This window comes from Pseudomonas sp. R1-18 (assembly GCF_051132095.1).
GTDB lineage: Bacteria > Pseudomonadota > Gammaproteobacteria > Pseudomonadales > Pseudomonadaceae > Aquipseudomonas.
The window spans coordinates 148076-167137 of the sequence record NZ_CP071658.1 but is presented as its reverse complement, the minus strand read 5'-3'; the positions used below and the strand labels follow the sequence as shown (position 1 = coordinate 167137).

The window sequence follows — 19062 nt, the reverse complement described above, 5'->3', positions numbered from 1 at the left end:
GTGAGAAATGGGCCTTGATCAAGTAACCTGAGACTGCGAAAACCGACTTAAGTTCCTTAGCCAAAACAGTAACTTAGGTATTTGTGTACCAATCGTGTTACTCGTCGGATTTGCATTGCCACGCAGGGTCCCTCGACCTCAGGATCGCGCCGTCATCCCTATGAGATTTCACACATGAAGTATTCCTCGATTCTGTTGTTGTCTCTCACGCTCGCAAGCGGTTTCGCCTCGGCTGGCGGCACTCTTGAGTCTGGCGTGGGCGGAGCATTGGGTGGGGTACTCGGTTCAGTCGTCGGCCAGCAGATCGGCGGTAGCACAGGTTCGGCCATCGGCGCGGGCCTCGGCGGCGCAGCCGGCGGTGCGGTCGGTGCTGACCGTCGCAACCGGACTGAAGCCGCTATCGGTGGCGGCCTGGGCGCAGCGGGCGGTAACGTCCTGGGCCGCAGCGTAGGCGGTAACACCGGCAGCCTGGTCGGCTCGGCCGCAGGCGGCGGCGCAGGTGCCGCACTGGGTAACTACATGGGTAACGAAAGCCGCGATGATGATCGCCGCTATCGCGACGGGCGCGGCGATCGCCGTGACTATCGTCATGGCCACGGTAACCGCGGCAAACACTACGGTCATCGCAAGCACAAGCGCCACTGGCGCCACTGATCAACCCAGCATCACCCCACTGGCCGCCCTTGAAGCGGCCAGTGTTCGTTTAACCTCCCCGCCATCTTCTGCCGCACCAACGCGTTCGCAGGCAACTGACGCTCTCGCGAGCAAGCTCGCTCCCACGGGGACGGCGCAAGCCTGGTGGATTGTCGGCGCCGGACTCAAGAAACCCACGCGCTCGCCGATACATCGGTGACAACTTTACCTTCGCGCCAGCACTAGCGGGAACCTTGTCCGCAGCCGCGCTCCGAGGAACAGGAATGGATTCCACAAGAAAGAAACCTGATGACGACGGCGTCATCCACATCCAGCGGCTCAATCCGGGCCAGGTTGATGTGGTGCTGGGCTCACATCCGCGTAGAAAACCCGCAGGACAAAAGCCGTCGCGGCCTTATGGATTGATCGTCGTCTGCCTGGCCTTTGCCGGTCTGGCGTACTGGCTCGGCTCGTCGCCGCTGGTGAAACCCGCGCCTGCAATGGTTACAGCCAGCTTGCCGACGCCGAGCGTGGCCCTCGCTCCGGCAACAGAAGCTGTCACTGACGAGCCTGCTCGCTCGGCGCTGCAGCTGGCATCTTATGTTGCGCCCGCACCTGCGGCGCAGCCTCAAGCGCAAGCGCCAACGGCCAGCGTTCAGCCGCTGGATACCTGTATCAAGGACGGCAATGTCATTGACGAAAGCGTGCTGAACTGCCGATTTGGACAGGTCTCGCGGCCTGCCCTGACCGAGCCGGCCAAAGGCATGGTTTCCAACCGCTATATGGCTGATTTCAAGTCCGGTGCCGGCCGCAAGGAAGAGCCGCGTGCGTCGAAGGCTTATACATTGGCCACGATGTCCATCCGCGAATGGGATGGCTCGGACCGGTATCGAGCGCAATGGCGCATTTACGACAACCGGATCGACCAGGACAGCGTCTGCGCCAACTTCCTCAGCGGCTCCGTGGAGCGGCGAGAGTGCCGCAAGTCAGCGCAGGTCCATTTCAAAGAGCTGTGCCGCGAATGGGGCAAGCGAGCTGCCCGGGATCGCGACGACAAAAGCACCAGCGCCGAGCAGCGTTATTGCGAAGTTGCGAGCAGCTTCAGCCCTTGACCTGACCCTGCGCAGGCGTTTCAGACCGTGCCCATTCCCTGAGCAGGAATTTCTGGATCTTGCCGGTCGAGGTCTTGGGCAGCAGTGTGAAGATCACAGTTTTGGGCACCTTGAAGCCCGCCAGCCGTTCACGGCAGAACTTGATGAGTTCTTCGCTGCTGACCGCTTCATGCCCCGGCTTGAGCGTCACGAATGCGCAAGGCGTTTCGCCCCACTTTTCGTCAGGCCTGGCGACCACGGCAGCTTCCATCACCGCCGGATGGCGATAAAGCATGCCTTCAACCTCGATGGTGGAAATGTTCTCACCGCCCGAGATGATGATGTCCTTGCTGCGGTCGCGGATTTCCAGATATCCATCGGCGTGCCACACCGCCAGATCGCCCGAGTGAAACCAGCCGCCGTCGAACGCCTTGTCGGTGGCTTCTGAATTGCCCAGATAACCTTTCATCACCGTGTTGCCGCGCATATAGATCTCGCCGATCGTCTGGCCGTCCTTCGGCACCGGTTGATAAGTGGACGGGTCAGCCACCATCACATCTTCCAGCGTCGGGTAACGAACGCCCTGACGGGCCTTGATCGAAGCGCGATCGTCCGGCGCCAGCTCGTCCCACTCCGCCTTCCATGCACAGACGGTTACCGGACCATAGGTTTCGGTCAGGCCATAAGCGTGGGTGATGCAGATGCCCATGGCTTCGACGGATGAAATGACCCGCGCCGGAGGCGCGGCACCAGCGGTCATGGCGTTGACCGGATGATCGAAAGCAATCTGTGCGGCGTCCGGCAGATTGGCCAGGGCGTTTAGCACAATCGGCGCGCCACATAGATGGCTGACCTTGTGCGCTTCGATGAGGTGAATGATCTTTTGCGGATCGACCCGACGCAGAAACACGTGGGTCCCTGCCTGGGCGGTGATGGTCCATGGGTAGCACCAGCCGTTGCAGTGGAACATTGGCAAGGTCCAGAGATACACCGGGTGCAAGCCCATGTTCCATGCCATCTGGTTGCCGATGGCGTTGAGAAAGGCGCCGCGGTGGTGATAGACAACGCCTTTGGGGTCGCCAGTGGTGCCGGAGGTGTAGTTGAGGGAAATCGGCGCCCACTCATCCTGCGGCCATTGCCACTCGAAGTCCGGATCCGCCGCCGCAAGCAAGGTGTCGTAGTCGAGTTCGCTGAGCGGCTGGCCTTCGCCGTGCTCGGGGTCATCGACGTCGATCAGCAGCGGCGGGTTGTCGAGCAACGCCAGCGCGGCATGGATTGTCACCTGGAACTCACGGTCGGCAATCAGTACCTTCGCCTCGCCATGCTTGAGCATGTAGGCAATGGCCGGTGCGTCCAGCCTGACATTCAGGGTGTTGAGCACCGCGCCAAGCATCGGCACGCCAAAGTGCACCTCCAGCATGGCGGGAATATTGGGCAGCATCACCGCGACCGTGTCCCCGGCCTGAACGCCGCGCTGGCTCAACGCGGATGCCAGCTGGCGGCAACGCCGATACGTCTGCGCCCAATCGCGGCGGATGGAACCGTGGATGACCGCCGGATAATCGGGGTAGATGGCGGCGGTGCGCTCAAGAAAGCTCAGCGGCGTCAGTGCCATGTGATTGGCCGGACCCCTGGCCAGGCCCTGATTGAAGATCGACATATGAACACCTTGGCGAATTGTTAGCTCTAAGCCCTGCGGGCCGGTGAATTCAATGTGTTGCTGTAGTCAGTTATAGCCTGCGGGTGCCAGGTTCGAGACCAGACCTTCGGCTAAGTCTCACTCGACGATAGCGAAAGGCTTACACAGGATTGCGTAGTTGGCTCTTTGTGCCTAACGGATATATCCGTAAGATTGGATCCAACAACTGGTGAACAAGGAGTTCACCAGGATCAAGGATGATCGACCAAGCCCGGATGGCTACCGACAGGGAGTTGGATGGTCTTTGTACAAACCCGCCTCGGCGGGTTTTTTATTGCCCGCAGGAAAGTGGCGGGCTGGCAGGACGGGCGGCAACGAGAGTGAGTCGAGTCACCGACCTCCCGAGAGAGATCGGCGAATCGGCGATCGTTGTTACAGGCTACGCATCAGACGTTGGGGCAAGGCACCGGAGCCCAGTCACCCACGTCAGGGTTTTTGCACATGCTGTTGACCTGGCTCTGACCGGCGTTGGCAACCTGCTGGCTTTCAGCCTGTTTGGCCTTGGCTTGTTGCAGAGTCTTTTCGGTGCCTACGGCTTCCTTCGGTACGTCCGGCAGTTTTGCCTTAGGCGGCTGCTTGGTCTTGGAAACCTTCTTGGTCGACGTGGTGGCAACCGGTGCAGTGTCCGCGTTGGCGACAATCACAACGTCGTTACGCTTCACGCCGACCTGTTGCAGATCCTTCTCGTAAGCCTGGGTGTAGCTGCTCAGGTCTTCGCTGGCGCGGCCGTTGACGGCGGCGATCAAGTCGTTGGATTCCTTGAGGCCCGCAACGATTTCCGCCAGACGCTTGCGGCCTTCGGTTTCGTTGATGGTGTTGGCCTTGCGGCCCGAAATCAGGCTGGTGAACTCGCGCTGATAGCACGATTGGGAAGCCTTGGCGTAGGCGGTGCTGCGATCGATGTCGCCCGCGCTTTTGCTGATGTCGCTGGCATAGGAAGCGATACGCTGGTTGTCATCCGAAATCTGCTTCTGACGCTCGGTGTAGTAACCCGCCGCACCGCCAACCAGTGCGCCACCGGCAGCACCGATAGCGACGTTACGCGCGCGCTTGTCGGAGTCGCCGGTCAGAGCGCCTGCGAGAGCGCCGCCAACAGCGCCCAGCGCCGCACCGGTCGCGACCGACTTGGTCATGTCCGAATCGGTCTGGCGCAGATGCTGCACCGGCTCGTAGCAAGACGGGTAATACTCGACCTTGGTGGACGCGCCCACCTTGGACACCGGAGAACCGGCGCAACCGGTCAGCAGAACGGCGCTGAAACCGGCAGTGGCCAGCAGCATGGCACGGCCGCGAGATGCAGAAACGAGCGGTTTACGGGACAAAAGCATAGTTGCGTTCTCTTCCTTAGGTTTTAACTGGCTCGGCGCAGGCTGATGCCACCCGAGTCCCCTTTTTGGCTGCCATACACCGGCCGGTCATTGCTGACTGGCCGACGCAAGCAGTTGTTTCACTATCGTTTCCGGGTCCGCGCGTTTCTGTTGGCGGTATTCGCCTACATGGCGCACGAACAGGGTGGCGCGGGTCACCAGACTTTTACCGATGATCGGCTTGCGACTCAGTTCTTCCTTCACTCGCTGGAATTGCGCCTGAATCACCGCGTCGGTGTAACGGGTTCCCGTCGCCAGGTTGTCGATGTAGATCGCGACCGCACCGTCCAGCGCACTGCGTCCATTGGCGATAGCCGTGCCGAACAGCTGGGCGCTGGCGGCATCCTTGGCGGCTTCGGCCTGTTGCTGGCTCTTCTTCAGGTTGGTGAGGCGGATGTTGTAGTTGTTGATGGTTTCAGCCACGAGCGCGGCGGACTGAATCAAGTTGCCTGCTGCCTCTTCACGCTGGCGTGCGATCAGCGAGACGTTACGCTTGAGCTCTTCGTTGACCAGACCCAGCTCGGCTTGCAGGCGCGGGTCGGCACTGGCGGCAATGATGCTGTCCAGGCGTTTGGTGGGGTCTTCGGTCTCGGCGATGTCATCAGTCAGCGCGGCAAGTCGGCCTTCTTTCTGCCATTGATCGAACAGTTCCTTGTAGCGCGAGCGCGGTGCCGACAGTGCGCCGATGGCCACCCGGAAACCGGTGGTGTCGTTACGCTGCTCGGTGCCGTCGGCGGCGAACAGCGGATATTCCCGGCGCATGCCGGTGAACAGCGTGCCCTCGCCTTCCAGATAGTTGCCGCCTTTGGCGACGAAGCCGCCGTAGGTGCCATGAAGACGGCCAGCGTGAACCAGCTGGAACGACTCCTGAACCATTTCCGCAGCGTTGCCGATCACGTCGAACATACCGATGGGGTTCGGTAATCTGGTGCCGATCGGCATCAGGCGCGCCGCCTGGCCGGTTCCGCCGGCGACCTGGTTGAACACTGCCCAGTCGGACAGCGGCCCGTCGCTTTCGCTGCCTTCGACGCGGCGCGGGAACAGCCGGCCTTCCAGGTCCTGACGGCTCACGGCTTGAGCGCCGCGGGCTGCGAACTCCCACTCGACTTCGGTCGGCAACCGCACAAAGCCAATGCCGCCGTCTTCAAGGTCGGTACCGCGCCCGCTCACAGGCAATAGCTCGCGATGATTTTTCATCAGCCAGGCGCTATACACCGCCGCGAAGCGCTCTGCCTCGAAACGCGACAGCCTGACCTTGGGCAAGCGCCCTTCCATGCCGCCCGGTGCTTCGCAAGCCGGAGCCGGTTCGCCGCTGGCCAGCGACTGCGCCTGGGCCATCACCTGCGCGTACTGCCGCGCGGTGACTTCGTACTTGCCGATGAAATACATCATCGGCTTGAGTGGCGTTCCGGCTTCGGTTTTGGGCAACAGCGGGCTGATGGTCTTGCGCCAATCGGCGGACAGGTCCTTGAGAGTAAACTGGCCACTGATGAAGTCGCGACGATAGCCGGAAATGAACGATTGCTTGTAGCCCGCCTCGTCTTCACTGAACGGGTAGCCGAGGCTGATCTCACGGTCATCCAGGCTGCCCTGAGCCAGGATGTAGACGTAGCGAAACACCATTTCACCGCCGCACGGCAATGGCAGGCTGACGTCATCGGCCAGCGGCTTGGGGTTGTCCAGCTTGTTGTCGTCCTCGGCATAGACGCCCAACGAAGTCAGGCTCAAGGTAACGATGGCCAGCGCCAATGCCGCGCCGCGCAGCTCAAACATCTCTGATTCCTTCCGAAGCTTCGATTCGCGCAACGCGCCAGCCGCCCAGCGCCGCCGCAAAGCAACTGGCACCCAGGACCGCCAACAGGGCGAACAAATAATGACGAGGCAACAGGTGGCTGGCGTATTCACCCGCCGTCTGTGCGAATAAATGATTCAGACCCAGTTCGGCCAGGCCATATAACGCGGCAGCCAGCAGCGCCGCCATGGCACCGCTGTACACGGCCTGCAGCACCACGAACAGCAGCAGAGCGCCAGTGCTGAAACCCAGCAGACGCAGGACTGACAGGTCCCGACGCTTGCGCTCCACCGCCGCCAGCGCGCCGGCGAAAATCGCGGCACACGCACCCGCGACCGCAAGACCGGCGATCAGCCAGAACACGATGGACAGGTTGCGGCTCAACGACTGCACCTGAGCAATGGCCGCCGCTTGGGTCGCAACCGGTAATCCCTGATCAGCGAAGTGCTGGCGCAGACGTTCGACGTCATCGAGGTGCCTTGCGTAGAGGCGAAAAGCCGGGTAAATGCGCTGCACGTTAGGGTCGCCGATTTCACCGTCCCAACCCAGCGAGGTCACCGCGCGGCCATCTCGATAGTCTTCAGCCGCTTCCAGCAGGCCAAGGGGCGCAAACACCGCGTCCCGGCTGAACGCCTCTACCGGAAGTACAGCGAGAATCTGCAGCCGGGTCCGCCGCATCTCGACCCGACCCGCCAGTTGCCGGCCAAACGCGGCATCGACCCAATCGCCGGCGCTGGCAGCGAGCTTTTCAGCAGCCGTCTTGCTCAGCACCACGGCGTTCAAACGCTCGGGAACCGGGAGCGCGCCCAGCAGCGGATCGCCGGCCGCGGTCGGGACCATCTCCACGGTCAATGGCTCGCCACGCAGGCTCAGCTCGACCGTCGCGGCAATCTGCCGGGTTCGAGGCAGAATGAAACCGACATCCGCACGGCTGCCAAGCGCTTCAATCGATTGCGCCGTGAATCGCCCGCCGCCCAGTGGAATGATCTCGCGAACCGACGGGTCACGCTCCAGCCGCTCGGTCAGGCTACCGATCAGGCCGAATTTGAGGCCGAACAACACCAGCAGCGGCGCGATCACCGCGACCAGCGCCAGTATGTTGCAGGCTGACAGCCGTGTTTCCGAGCAATAGTCCCGCCACGCCATGCTCACCACCAGAGACGCGCGCATCACGACGCCTCCAGTGTGGCAGTCACGCCACCGCCGGAGTCTTGCCGACAGGCAATACGCAGCACTTGCAAACCGGCGTGGCGGATCAGTTCTTCGTCATGGGTGGCGATGACGCAACACGCGCCCTGGCGCCTCGCCTGCTCCAGCAACAGCTGCACGACCCGGCCAGCGTTAAGCGGATCGAGCGCGGCGGTAGGTTCGTCGGCCAGCAACAATCGCGGCGAGTGAGCCAGCGCCCGCGCGCAGCTGACTCGCTGACGCTGGCCGACCGACAACCCGCTGGGTTTCTTGCGCAGTTGGTCGCCGATTTCCAGCCGCTCGGCAAGGCGCTCGACGCTGCCATCGTCGCTCATGCCCAGCAGCTTGCGGGTCAGCGAGATATTTTCCCGCACGTCCAGGTAGCTCAGCAGGCCGCCGGTTTGCAGAACGTAGCCCAGATGCCGACTGCGCAGGCTGGCCAACTGGTCCTGCCGACCTGCGCGCCAGAGGCCGCCGATGTCGAACTCACCGTCACTGGTGGAAAAGTCGAAGCGCTGCGCCATGTCCGGCGAAGACACGAGCGCCAGCAGGTCCAGCAAAGTGCTCTTGCCGCAGCCGCTTGGCCCGACCAGCGCATACTGCTGCCCTGCACACAGCTCCAGACGCGGAATCACCAGACTATAGCGCTGGCCGCCCGTGCCTCGGGTCTTGGACACCTCTCGCAGACTCAGCATTACGGCAGCGTCGACAATGGAACACGGTACAGCGCGTCGCCCGGCTCGGCGTCGCCGAAACGGACCCAGTTGGCGAGGTCGTTGTGGAAGGTTTCATACAGCCGGATTTTCGAGTCCAGCTCGTCAATGAAGTCTTCCTGCTCCGCCACACTGAGCGACAACCACAGATCCTGGGTCATGTTCAGCGATTTGCTGCGATAGGGCAGGCCTTCAAGGTACTCGCCCAAGACGCCGCCCTCGGCGAGGTTGCCGCCCTTGCGCAGTGCCGACGGATCGCGGCTCATGTAGGCGCTGGCGCTGGCGATCTCCTGGAAAAAGTCCTTAGGCGATGTCTGTGTCTTGCGGGCGGCGTCGACGATCAGTTTCAGCGACTGCTGCAGATCGTTGAGCTGCAGCTTGGTCAGCATCACGCACACCTGAAAAGCAGGGAGCGACAGGTTGGTCAGATCGCGATCCGCCGTCCAGGCACTGACCAGTTGCGGCGCCTGGCTGGCGGCCTTGCGGCCCAGAAAATCCATGTGCATCGCGTAACCCACGGCGGCGGATTTCTGCGCCACGCTTGGCGCGGCGGCCAACAGAGGGACGGCCTGTGGCTGCCCGCTGCGTACCTGGTGCACGAGGTCGGCGAACACCGAGCCGATCTCGTCCACGCGCTCGCCGAACCTGCGCACATCACCGCCGTCGACCGGTATGTACAGATCGCCGATCTTCGGGTTCGCATCAGCGGTCAGCGTGCGGTATTGCTGCTCGGCAAACGCACGATTCTTCTTGCCCGCGTCGGTGCGCAAATGCAGCGCGTAGATCTTGATCTGTTTGCCTAGCGCAGCCTGGCGAACTTCAGCCTCGTTCATCTGGGTGCTGCTCAGTGGATCACTCTTGCGCAAAGAACCCGCATCGCTGACCAGCAGAATCAGGCGCCCGCCATAACCGGACCAGTCCATGCCGTTCACGGCCTGCATCACGCCCGCGAACGAATCTTCGTTGAACGAGTGGCTGGACACCGAGGTGGCCTTGACCTGCCGCGCCAGCTCCATGAACCGTTGCGGGTCGCGGCCTTGATCAAGCGTGACCAGCGTTCTGGTCAGGTATTCAAGCCCAGGCGTTTTTTCCGGGTTATTGCGAAACCCCACCAACCCGAAGCTGACGCTGTCCAGCTCACCTCGCTGAGCAATCTTGTTTTGTAGCTCGTGGACCACGTCGCGAACACGATCAATGTATGGCTGCATCGACACCGATGTGTCGACCACCAGCACCACGGCTGTGCGAAACGCATCCACGCTGGCGGACTTGCGAATCTGGTCCCCGGCAGTCTTCTGCGGCAGGTTGCCAGGATCAATGGACGCCACGTTGAGGAACTGGACCGGCTGACCGTTCTCATCAAAACTCTCCCGCGACTCGAAGATCGGCAGCAGGTAGAACTGGTCTTGCGGCACCGCGCTGGCGGCGGGCTCCAGGGCGACGACCTGGCTGTCATCCGAGCGGTCCGCCTGAGCCTTGAGCAACAGGTTTCTGGCGGCAGCCGGGTCAGCGATCAGCTTGTCCAGCTCGCCAGGCTGACGAACGAACATGACCGGAGCACGGCCAGAGCGCTCGGTAAACTTGAGCACCAGGCTCTGTTTCCAGTCGCTGGTCTGTTCGGCAGGCAACCAGCCCTCGCTGCGTCCATCACTGGCGGCACCGACGCGCAGCCACTGACGGCCATCGAGCGTCTTGCGCTGGTAAACGTAGAGCACGGAAAACGCTGGCAGCGCTTTGTCGGCGGGCGCGCCGGGTTCGGCGGCATAGGCGGCGCCCGGCTTGCTCAGCACCCGTTGAAAGAGCGTCTTCTTGCCGGGCATCAGCAGCGGGCGCTGGCCGCCATCGGCGTTGTCGGTCGATGCCGCTACTGACACAGCTTGCGTTGCCGAAGGCGAAGTTGAAGCGGCCATCGGCGCGGAGGGCGCTTCTTTTTCTCTCGGCGTTTCAGCCGGACCGGCCACGGCACTGGCGGTTTGTTGCGCCGGAGCGTCGGACCCGATGAACCAGTACCCCGCCGCGCCAAGCCCCAGCGCCGCTGCCACGGCCACCGCCAGCAAGGCCAGCGGTGATCCGCGCCGGGGTTTGCCTGCGTCCACTTTGCGAGGGACCGGCTCGGGTGCCGCAGGCGACGGGCTGTCCGGGATCTGGATGGAGACAGGCGTCAATCCTGCGAGGCTCGCGTCTGTCGGGGGCGACTTTATGGCAGGCTGGAACACGGTGCGTTCGTCATCGCTGGACGTCAGTTGATCCAGCGCGACCAACAGAGCCTTGGCATCCGGAAAACGTTCGGCAGGGTCTTTGGCGAGCAGTCGGCTCAGGATGCCCTGATAGCGTCCATGATGTATCGGCAGTTCCGGTAGCGGTTCGGTCAGGTGCGCCAGTGCGGTGGAAAGCGCGTCGGTGCCGGTGTAGGGCAGCTTGCCAACCAGAATTTCGTAGAACACTACGCCAAGCGCGTACAGGTCGGCGCGACCGTCGATGTCCTGGCCGCGCGCCTGCTCGGGGCTCATGTAGCTGGGCGTACCGACGGCGAACCCGGCTTGAGTGAACTGGGTGCGGTCATCCAGCGACTTGGCGATGCCGAAGTCTGAAAGCACCGCATTACCGTCGGCCCGAAACAGGATGTTGGCAGGCTTCACGTCCCGATGGACCAGACCCTGCTCATGGGCGTAGCCCAACGCCGAAGCTATCTGGCGGATGTAAACCAGGCCCTGCTCGGCGCTCAGGCCAGCGGCGATCCGCTCCTTGAGCGTGCCGTTGGGCAGGTATTCCATGGCCATGTAATACAGCTGATCGACGTTGCCGATGTCATGGATGGTGACGGTATGCGGATGAGACAGGCGCGCAAGGGTGCGACCTTCACGCAGAAAGCGTTCGCAGAACGCAGGATCGGCAGCCAGTGCGGCGGCCATGACCTTAAGCGCCACCTTGCGCTCCAGTGAACGCTGGGTCGCAAGGTATACGGTGGCCATGGCTCCTTCGCCAATCTCGCCTTCTATGTCGAATCCAGGAATCAGTATGTCCATGTGCTCTTTCTTCAACCGGCTTTGACGACGATGGCGGTGATGTTGTCCGGAGCGCCCCGGGTCAGGCCCAGATGCACCAGACTGCGGACGATTTCATAGGGGTCCCGATGGCCGAGAACGTCGCGGATTTCGTGATCTTCGACGGTCTTGTTCAACCCGTCGCTGCACAGCAGATAGCTGTCGCCAGGCAAGACCTGAAGCCAGGCCTGCGACAGCTCCAGCCGATCCTGAACGCCGATTGCGCGCGTTACGATATTGCCTCGCGGGTGGACCCGCGCCTGAGCCTCGCTGAGCAAACCGCTGTCCATCAGATCCTGCACATAACTGTGGTCGCGGGAGACGGCTTCGAGCATTCCGTCACGCAGCCGGTACAGACGGCTGTCGCCCGCCCACAGGCAGACCGCCTGATCGTCGCGCACTGCCAGCACGACCACCGTGCTGCCCATCATGCTCACGCCGCGACTGAGGGTTTCTTCACGCACAGTGCTGTTGATTTCATCCAGACGCTGGCACAGATTTCCGCTGTAGGCCGTCAACTCGGACTCGGTCGGAGCCTGGCGCAGGCCGTCGACGATCAGGCTGCTGACGTAATCACCGGCTGCGTGGCCACCCATGCCGTCCGCCACCACCCAGAGTCCGTGCTGCGGCTTTTCCAGAAACGCGTCTTCGTTGATCTGGCGAACCATGCCGACGTGGCTGTAGCTGGCCGATGAATAAGTTACGGGCATCAGAGCTGCGCCTCCCTGCCCAACAGAAACCATCCGAACTCGGTCGGCGCCGGCAGACCGGTGCAACGCAGCAGGCCGGGCGCGATACTTTGCGAGCCTCTGCCCCACCACAGGCTTGCGCCGACGCAAGCCTGTTCGGCCAAAGCACTGAGGCGCGCTTCCGGCGACGTCGCGGTGAAGCGTTGCAGACCCGCGAATTCGCCAACGGCCTCGCGAATGTTCGATATCGGCGTCGCCAGCGTCTGGAGACCGGCTTCGAAGGCCTCGAACGTCGCATCGGGCTCAAGCGTTCCGAGCAGCAGTTCTTCAGCCTTTTCGAACCAGCTGTCCGTGCCGCCCACGACGCCGCCGAGCGCTTGCTGGTCATCCAGGGCAAAGGCCAGGGTCAGCGGAAAATAACGCCCGACCCGGTCGATGCTCGGCATCAGCACCCCGGAAACCGCATGCGGACCACACACATCCGGGGCCAGCACAAAACGCCACAGCGGGCTGACCAGATAGGCGTCCAGCCAGGCGGCGCCCAGTTGTTGCTGGCTAGCCAGCATGCCGGCCGCCAGCCAGGCGTCCCATGGCTGGATGAACGTCTGCGGTAGGCCGCGGCTGACAAAGTCGCCACGGCTGGCCAGCTTTCCGTAGAAACCGGGCACCGTCATAGCCGCTCCGGCAGACTGAAACCGCTCAGCACGCGGCTCTTGAACGGGTTGAACGCGCTGTTGGCGCGCAGCTCGTAGGCAATGCTTGCCCCATCGACCCGCAGCCGCAGATTGAAGCGATCCGGCGAACTGCCTGCCGTCAGGTCCGACTGATCGAGCAGACGAAACCAAGCCCAAGGACCATCCAGTGTCACGCCGGAGCGACCGCTGGCCGAAGGCGGGGAAATCGACAGCCGGACCACGCCGATGCTGCCGGGATTGGGCCACTGCATGGCAACGGGGCGGCTCGGTCCGTGGTCGTAGCTGATCTGCTGTCCATCGAGGTCGAGCAGAAACTGCGTTATCGAAGGGTCCATCGTCACCGGTTTCAGCTCGAAGCGGACGGTCGGCTGAGTACCACCGGAACGGAAGAATGCATCGCGGATGGCGCTTGCGCGCTGAAAGGTCTGCAGCACACCGGCGTTGATGCCCAGTTTCTGCGCCGCGCCTGGCTGCCAGCGCCAGGTGCTGGCGGACGTGTCGACGTAAGGTTGCAGGTATTTTCGGAAGTAATTATCCATCACCCCGCCGACGCCGAAGAACTGCCCGAAATCGTCCAGCGTGGCATCACGCGCACTGCCGGGCGACATCGGATAACGCCCGCCGAGCGACTGGCGATAGACGTTCACCACTTCGCTGACCCAGGCGGCGTTGAGCTGGTTGCGCACGCCGCCCATCATCGTGCTGGTCGTGGAGTTGACCACCGATTTGACCAGACCCTGCACCAGCGGCGGCTGGCGCTCGGCGGTCAGGCTGACCCTGGCGGCCGCGGCGGTCGCCTGATTTTTGGCCTCGCCGAGCAACGCGTCACCACTGGCACCGACCATGGCGCTGACCTGCACGTAAAGCGCGTTCATGTCCGCGAGCAATGCGTCGATGGCCGCTGGCTCACCCTCGCCCTTGCTGATCATCGCTCTGAGTTCGGCGAAATGTGCGCTGACCGGATCGTCCACGGCAACCGGCGCGCTGCTGGCCGCAGCCTGTTGCTGGCCGAGTAACGAGCCCAGGCGCTGCTTGAGCTGGTCGACGTTGTCGTCGGCCTTTTTGCCCTGCGCCGCCAGCAGGCGTTCTTCCGCCTGAAGATCAGTCTCCCGGGCAACGGCTGCCAGCAGTTTCTTCAAGGGTGACGCAGGCCCGGAAATCACCCGCAATACGTCCGCGGCCTGGGCCACGCTGGTGATGGGAACGAAGTCGATGTCGGCCAGCAGGGCATCCCATTGACGCATGTAGTCCTGGAAGTACAGACGACGTACTTCCGCTGCCAGGCTGGCAACGTCCAGCTGCTCTGCCCGGTCGCGACCCAGCACCCATTGCTCCTCGGCCAGGGTGCCGGCCTGATTCAGGCTGCTGAGCAGAAACCCTTCACGGTAGCCCCTGGCCGTAAACAGCCCGTTGAGCGGCTCGGCCAATGGCTTGCCGCTTTTGCGGCTGAACACCAATGCCGCATCGCGACCGCCCGCTTCACTGAGACGAAAATCAGGCACGCCCTCCGGCAGTTTCTGGCGTTTGACCCGGTCGTAGACTCGCTGAGCCACAGGCAGCTGCTGCAACTGGCGACGCAGATCGTCGATCAGGCGCTGATCCAGTCGCGCATTCGGCGGGTGCCGCTCGAATAACGCCTGAAGATGTTCGCCCAGCGCCAGACGCTGCTCGGGCGGCAGATCACGCGGCAGGCTGCGGTCCCAATCCAGGGCAATCCAGGCTTTGATGAAATCGGGATCGTAATGCTCGTTGTCGGCGAGCATCAGGTAGGCCTTCAGACCCTCATACAGGTAGTCCGATGAGCCACCGTTGTGCAGTTGCTCTTCGATGCGGGTGACTAGTCGGGGCGCGAATACGGCGATCAACAACTTGCGATAGACGCTTCCCGACTCCGCTTCGAGCATGTCGCCCTGATACAGACCCAGACCTTCGGCCCAGGCTGGCGGATCGCCGGCCAGCTGGCGAACCGCATTGAGCAGCGGCAAGACTGCCAGCACGTCGCGTTGCGCCGGGCTCAGGTTCTGCACGGTCTGGGCCAGCGGTGCCACTTTGTGGTCAACCTGAGCGATATAGGCCTGGTTGGCCTTGTAACTGATCAGCCAGGCAGCGCCGACCAGTACCACCACGGCCACCGTCGCAGCCAGTACACCTCGGCCGATCCACTTGCGACGGCGCTCGACCTTGGGATCGACGCCCATCAGCCCCTGCTCGGCAAAAGCCACGGCGGTGAACAGCTTCTCGATGAAGTAACTGCGACCGGTACCGCTCTGGCGTGCCAGCTGCTGGCGGTCCAGGTTCATGCTCTGCGCCATCGCCCCGATCAGTCGGTCGATAGGGCTGCCTTCCTGAGTGCCACTGGTGAAATACACGCCACGCAGCAATGCGCGCTCTTCAAAGGCATTGGGTTTGAAGACGCCGTCGAGGAACATTTGCAGAGACTGTCTGATCGCTGCGAACTGTTGCGGGAAGCCATAGATCAGGTCGCGACGCGCAGGATCACGCTCCTGCTGCAGGCGTTCTACCAGCCGGGCATTGAGGCGTTGCTCCAGCGCGGCAAACTCGCCGGTAAAATCCTGCAGTGGGCCCGCCGCGCTTTTGCCATCGTCCAGCGCAAACGTCATGCCCCACACCTGGGCCCGTTCGTCCTTGCTCAGAGCGTCGAAGAACTCCATGAAACCAGGCACCAGATCGAGCTTGGTCAACATCAGGTAGATCGGGAAGCGCACGCCCAGTTGCGTGTGCAGCTCCTGGATCCGCGAGCGGATGGCAGTGGCGTGGGCCGCGCGTTCGGCCTCACTGCCAAGCAGCAGATCCGACAGGCTGATCGCGATGAACGCGCCGTCGATGGGCCGACGCGAGCGCTGGGTTTTCAGCAGATCGAGAAAGCCCAGCCAGGCGGCTTTGTCCACTTGAGCATGGCTGTCCTGAGTGGTGTAACGGCCGGCGGTATCCAGCAGCACCGCCTGGTCGGTGAACCACCAATCGCAGTTACGCGTGCCGCCCACTCCACGAATAGCCCCCGCGCCCAGTTGCGCGGCCAGCGGAAAGTGCAGTCCGGAATTGACCAGCGCGGTGGTCTTGCCCGAGCCCGGCGGGCCGATGATCACGTACCACGGCAGCTCGTACAGGTTACGACGCTGTTCGCCGCCCAACCGGGCTTTCTTGAGCAGCGCCAGCGCTTCGTCCATGCGCTGGCGCAAGGTCGCCAGCTCTTCGGCGGTGGCGACGCTGGCGGGATCCGGCGCGGTTTCCGCAGCCAGGCCTTGCATGACATGCGCAGCCTGACGGCGTGCCTGAACGATGCGCCAGACGCGATAGCAGATCCAGACCGCAAACAGCAGGACGATCAACGCCCAGCGCCGGCCTTCGGGGACCAGCCACTCAAGCAGCGGCCCGACGAACCAGACGATCAGGCTAAGAGCGATCAGCCCCAGCACCGGCATCACCCAGCGAATGACAAAACCGAAAAACGCCTTCACTCAACCCCCTCCGCCAGCACTGTGATTTCCACCCGACGATTCTTCGCCCTGCCTTCGGCGCTCGCGTTGGATGCCAGAGGCTCGGTGTCGCTGCGGCCTTCAGCGGTGAAGCGTTGCGGCTGACCGGTCTTGGCGGCGAGGATTTGCAGCACCTGTTCGGCACGCGCCTGGGACAGCGCCCAATTGGACGGGAAGCGCAGTGTCGCGATGGGTCGGTTGTCGCTGTGACCACTGACGCGGACATCGCCTTTGACTTTGCGAATGGCGTCGGCGATGCGCAGCATCAAGGGCTGGAAGTCGTCGACAATAGTGGCGCTGCCCGAGGCAAACAGCTGGTCACCCCGAATGGTCACCACCGAGCGGTCCACCGCGTCTTCCACGGCGACCTTGCCCGCCTTGATTTCATCGGCCAGGAACCCGGCCAGACGTGGCCGCTCGATCAGCCTGGGTTGCACAACCGGCCGGTCGATGGACTGCACGGGAATCTCGCCCAGCGCATGGATATTCTTGAACACCGGCTCTGCGTCGGCAGCGAGCTTGAGGCGCAGCGCGAACAACAGCAACAGCAACAGGGCCAGACCGATGGCGACCGCCACCCACGGCGGCATGAACTGGGTCAGGCGGTCACGAGCCAGTGTCAGGCCGCGCCAGTGTGGCGACAGCTCACGCTCGTGTTCACCGCGAGCGCTGCGGATGGCAGCACTGGTGCGTTCGCGAAGCGCTTCGAGCTCGCTACGGCCATTGTTCATCACCCGATAACGTCCCTCGAAACCTAGGCACATGCACAGGTACAGCAACTCCAGCAGATACAGGCGCTCGCGCGGGCTCTGCAGGCAGTGCTCCAGCAGCTGAAAGACTTTCTCGCCGCCCCAGGCCTCGTTATGCACGGTGATCAGGAGGCTCTGTTTGCCCCATTCGCTGGTGCTGCCCCAAGGCGTACTCATCACCGCTTCATCGAGCGCCGTGCACAGCACGTAGCGCGCCAGCAACACGTCATTGCGGGCCACGCCCGCAGCCTCGGCGCGTTCTTCGAACTGGCGCAGATAGCCCAGCAACTGCGCGCGCAGACTGGCGGGCGCCGGATGAGCAATGGTGTTGCGCAGACGCGTCAGCAATGCGAGCAACGGGCCCGCCGCGCTTTCCAACGGGTTGAGACCATCCGCCTGACCACCGGGCAGTGGCGCAGGCGGCACATTCAGGGCCGGCTGCGGCGGCGGATTGCCAGCCGGCGCGGCGCGTCCGCCCGGTCTGGGCATGAATTGCGTACGGTCGGCCGAATGTACGCCCGGACCTGAAGAATCGTCGTTGGACTGCATCGCGACTTACCCTCGAATGGCCCAGAAAGCCAGGTTCAAGCCCGGAAACTCACCCGCTACATGGAACGCAAATCCGCCGGAATGCATCAGCTGCTTCCAGTGCTCGCTGCCGCGGTCCAGTTCGTAGTACGTCGAACCGACATGAAACGGAATCTGCCGTGGCGCGACCGGCAGGGGCAGCAGGCCGATGCCTGGCAGCTGGAGGTTGACCAGATCGCGGATGTGCTCAACGGAGCCGATCTTGCTCTGCTGGCTGAAGCGACCACGCAGGGTTTCGCTCGGAATGTCGGCGCGTACCACCAGAATGAAGCTCGCGCTGTCGATCAGCGTTTTGTCGGCGAGCATGGCGACATGGACGCCGTAGGCTTTTTCGACAATCGGGATCGGCACCGCTTTGCTGTCGATCAGCATCGATAATGCTTCGCGCAACGCATGCATGACCGGCGTGAACGTTACGCAGAGGTCGTCATGTTGGTAGCGCGGAAAATCCTGCGGACGCCGCTCGGCGCTGGAAAAAGTCGCGAATTCACCGGCCAGGCTGACCAGCTCGCTGTAAAACCGTTCCGGATGCAGCGGGCTCAGCTGGCTGAGGTGATTGATCAGCGGTTCGGCGCGATTGACCAGCTGCAGCAGCATGAAATCGGCGATTTCCGAAGCGCCACCCGCGCCGGACGCCACCACCCGACCAGCCAGCGCCTGACCGCGCTGGCGCAGCAAGCCGAGCAGCTCGCTGCGAAACGCTGTCAGCGGCCTGCTGGCGGCCACATCCAGCAGCGGCGGAATATAGCTGTCGTCCAGCACCAGTGCCTGGTCGGCACGTTTTTCCTTGATCCGTACCACGCCCAGAGTGGCGTAATCGCTCAGGCCATCCTGGGTGGTCAGCAGACGCAACGCTCGCGCACCGATGGCCACCGGCGCGCGGTTCTCGAACGGCGCATTGTCGTCGCGCACTTCGCGCACCTGGCTGACGTAGCGCGCCGCGCCCAGTGCTTCGCCTTCATCGACCGTGTCCCGCGCGCCGGCCCGCTTGAGCGGCAGGGCCAGATACACGACGCCGTCGCGCACGTTGGCGTCAACCGACAGCGGGCTGGGTGCCAGGTCGTCCTGAGGAATGCTGAACGGTGTGCCGTCCGGCAGCAGCCCCCGCGCGGAAACGATTGCCAGTTTGCCCTGGGCCAGCAGGCCTTGGTCAATGAGCAATTCGGAGAACCCCCATGCACCCGCCGACAAGGGACGGCTGCGCGCGTCGATCAGGTTCTCCAGATAGCGGTCGTGCTGCTGAAAGTGCTGCGTTCCAATGAACATGCCTTCCGACCAGACCACTCGATTGTTCCAGGACATGGTTTCTCCGATTAC

General features: G+C 63.0%; 13 protein-coding genes. 2 read left to right on the top strand and 11 right to left on the bottom strand.

Annotation, left to right across the window (positions count from 1 at the left end):
* Window positions 1-174 precede the first annotated feature (174 nt).
* On the top strand, window positions 175-654 hold the full coding sequence (locus tag J3P77_RS00740) for a glycine zipper domain-containing protein (protein ID WP_434678957.1): 480 nt from the start codon (window positions 175-177) through the stop codon (window positions 652-654).
* A 263-nt stretch (window positions 655-917) separates the two neighbouring features.
* Window positions 918-1745: a hypothetical protein gene (locus J3P77_RS00735; protein WP_434678956.1), complete on the top strand. Its 828-nt coding sequence runs from the start codon at window positions 918-920 to the stop codon at window positions 1743-1745.
* Here J3P77_RS00735 and J3P77_RS00730 read toward each other — a convergent pair.
* From J3P77_RS00730 to tssK, 11 genes are all read right to left on the bottom strand, one after another.
* Window positions 1735-3384: an acyl-CoA synthetase gene (locus J3P77_RS00730; protein ID WP_434678955.1), complete on the bottom strand. Its 1650-nt coding sequence runs from the start codon at window positions 3382-3384 to the stop codon at window positions 1735-1737. The genes J3P77_RS00735 and J3P77_RS00730 overlap by 11 nt on opposite strands.
* Before the next feature lie 425 nt (window positions 3385-3809).
* Window positions 3810-4751: a type VI secretion system-associated lipoprotein TagQ gene (tagQ, locus tag J3P77_RS00725; protein ID WP_434678954.1), complete on the bottom strand. Its 942-nt coding sequence runs from the start codon at window positions 4749-4751 to the stop codon at window positions 3810-3812.
* Window positions 4752-4838: 87 nt separating this feature from the next.
* The gene (locus J3P77_RS00720) at window positions 4839-6563 is read right to left on the bottom strand and encodes a formylglycine-generating enzyme family protein (protein ID WP_434678953.1); all 1725 of its coding nucleotides are present in this window, start codon (window positions 6561-6563) and stop codon (window positions 4839-4841) included.
* Entirely contained in the window at window positions 6556-7752 is a 1197-nt protein-coding gene (locus J3P77_RS00715) for an ABC transporter permease (protein WP_434678951.1), read from the bottom strand. Before J3P77_RS00715 ends, J3P77_RS00720 begins: the two co-directional genes overlap by 8 nt.
* Window positions 7752-8465: an ABC transporter ATP-binding protein gene (locus J3P77_RS00710; RefSeq protein ID WP_434678950.1), complete on the bottom strand. Its 714-nt coding sequence runs from the start codon at window positions 8463-8465 to the stop codon at window positions 7752-7754. Before J3P77_RS00710 ends, J3P77_RS00715 begins: the two co-directional genes overlap by 1 nt.
* Entirely contained in the window at window positions 8465-11509 is a 3045-nt protein-coding gene (locus J3P77_RS00705) for a protein kinase domain-containing protein (RefSeq protein ID WP_434678948.1), read from the bottom strand. The genes J3P77_RS00710 and J3P77_RS00705 overlap by 1 nt, the downstream gene beginning before the upstream one ends.
* Window positions 11510-11520: 11 nt before the next feature.
* A complete protein-coding gene (locus J3P77_RS00700) occupies window positions 11521-12237 on the bottom strand; it encodes a PP2C family protein-serine/threonine phosphatase (protein WP_434678947.1) in 717 nt (238 codons plus the stop codon).
* Window positions 12237-12890 carry a type VI secretion system-associated protein TagF gene (gene tagF, locus J3P77_RS00695; RefSeq protein WP_434678946.1) on the bottom strand — a complete coding sequence of 218 codons (654 nt, stop codon included), beginning with the start codon at window positions 12888-12890 and terminating at the stop codon, window positions 12237-12239. The genes J3P77_RS00700 and tagF overlap by 1 nt, the downstream gene beginning before the upstream one ends.
* Window positions 12887-16390 (bottom strand): type VI secretion system membrane subunit TssM, encoded by a 3504-nt coding sequence (tssM, locus tag J3P77_RS00690; RefSeq protein WP_434678945.1) that lies wholly within the window; start codon window positions 16388-16390, stop codon window positions 12887-12889. Before tssM ends, tagF begins: the two co-directional genes overlap by 4 nt.
* Window positions 16387-17706 (bottom strand): DotU family type VI secretion system protein, encoded by a 1320-nt coding sequence (locus J3P77_RS00685; RefSeq protein ID WP_434678944.1) that lies wholly within the window; start codon window positions 17704-17706, stop codon window positions 16387-16389. Before J3P77_RS00685 ends, tssM begins: the two co-directional genes overlap by 4 nt.
* 6 nt (window positions 17707-17712) lie before the next feature.
* Window positions 17713-19047, bottom strand: coding sequence for a type VI secretion system baseplate subunit TssK (tssK, locus tag J3P77_RS00680; protein ID WP_434678943.1), 1335 nt, complete (start codon window positions 19045-19047; stop codon window positions 17713-17715).
* Between the last annotated feature and the right edge of the window lie 15 nt (window positions 19048-19062).

What these genes read in the sequence shown, in the direction of transcription:
- J3P77_RS00735 (WP_434678956.1), top strand. Translation starts at nt 918, where the DNA reads ATGGATTCCACAAGAAAGAAACCTGATGACGACGGCGTCATCCACATC.
- tssK (WP_434678943.1), bottom strand. Translation starts at nt 19,047, where the DNA reads ATGTCCTGGAACAATCGAGTGGTCTGGTCGGAAGGCATGTTCATTGGA.
- tagF (WP_434678946.1), bottom strand. Translation starts at nt 12,890, where the DNA reads ATGACGGTGCCCGGTTTCTACGGAAAGCTGGCCAGCCGTGGCGACTTT.
- J3P77_RS00740 (WP_434678957.1), top strand. Translation starts at nt 175, where the DNA reads ATGAAGTATTCCTCGATTCTGTTGTTGTCTCTCACGCTCGCAAGCGGT.
- J3P77_RS00710 (WP_434678950.1), bottom strand. Translation starts at nt 8,465, where the DNA reads ATGCTGAGTCTGCGAGAGGTGTCCAAGACCCGAGGCACGGGCGGCCAG.
- J3P77_RS00720 (WP_434678953.1), bottom strand. Translation starts at nt 6,563, where the DNA reads ATGTTTGAGCTGCGCGGCGCGGCATTGGCGCTGGCCATCGTTACCTTG.
- J3P77_RS00700 (WP_434678947.1), bottom strand. Translation starts at nt 12,237, where the DNA reads ATGCCCGTAACTTATTCATCGGCCAGCTACAGCCACGTCGGCATGGTT.
- J3P77_RS00715 (WP_434678951.1), bottom strand. Translation starts at nt 7,752, where the DNA reads ATGCGCGCGTCTCTGGTGGTGAGCATGGCGTGGCGGGACTATTGCTCG.
- J3P77_RS00730 (WP_434678955.1), bottom strand. Translation starts at nt 3,384, where the DNA reads ATGTCGATCTTCAATCAGGGCCTGGCCAGGGGTCCGGCCAATCACATG.
- J3P77_RS00705 (WP_434678948.1), bottom strand. Translation starts at nt 11,509, where the DNA reads ATGGACATACTGATTCCTGGATTCGACATAGAAGGCGAGATTGGCGAA.
- tagQ (WP_434678954.1), bottom strand. Translation starts at nt 4,751, where the DNA reads ATGCTTTTGTCCCGTAAACCGCTCGTTTCTGCATCTCGCGGCCGTGCC.
- J3P77_RS00685 (WP_434678944.1), bottom strand. Translation starts at nt 17,706, where the DNA reads ATGCAGTCCAACGACGATTCTTCAGGTCCGGGCGTACATTCGGCCGAC.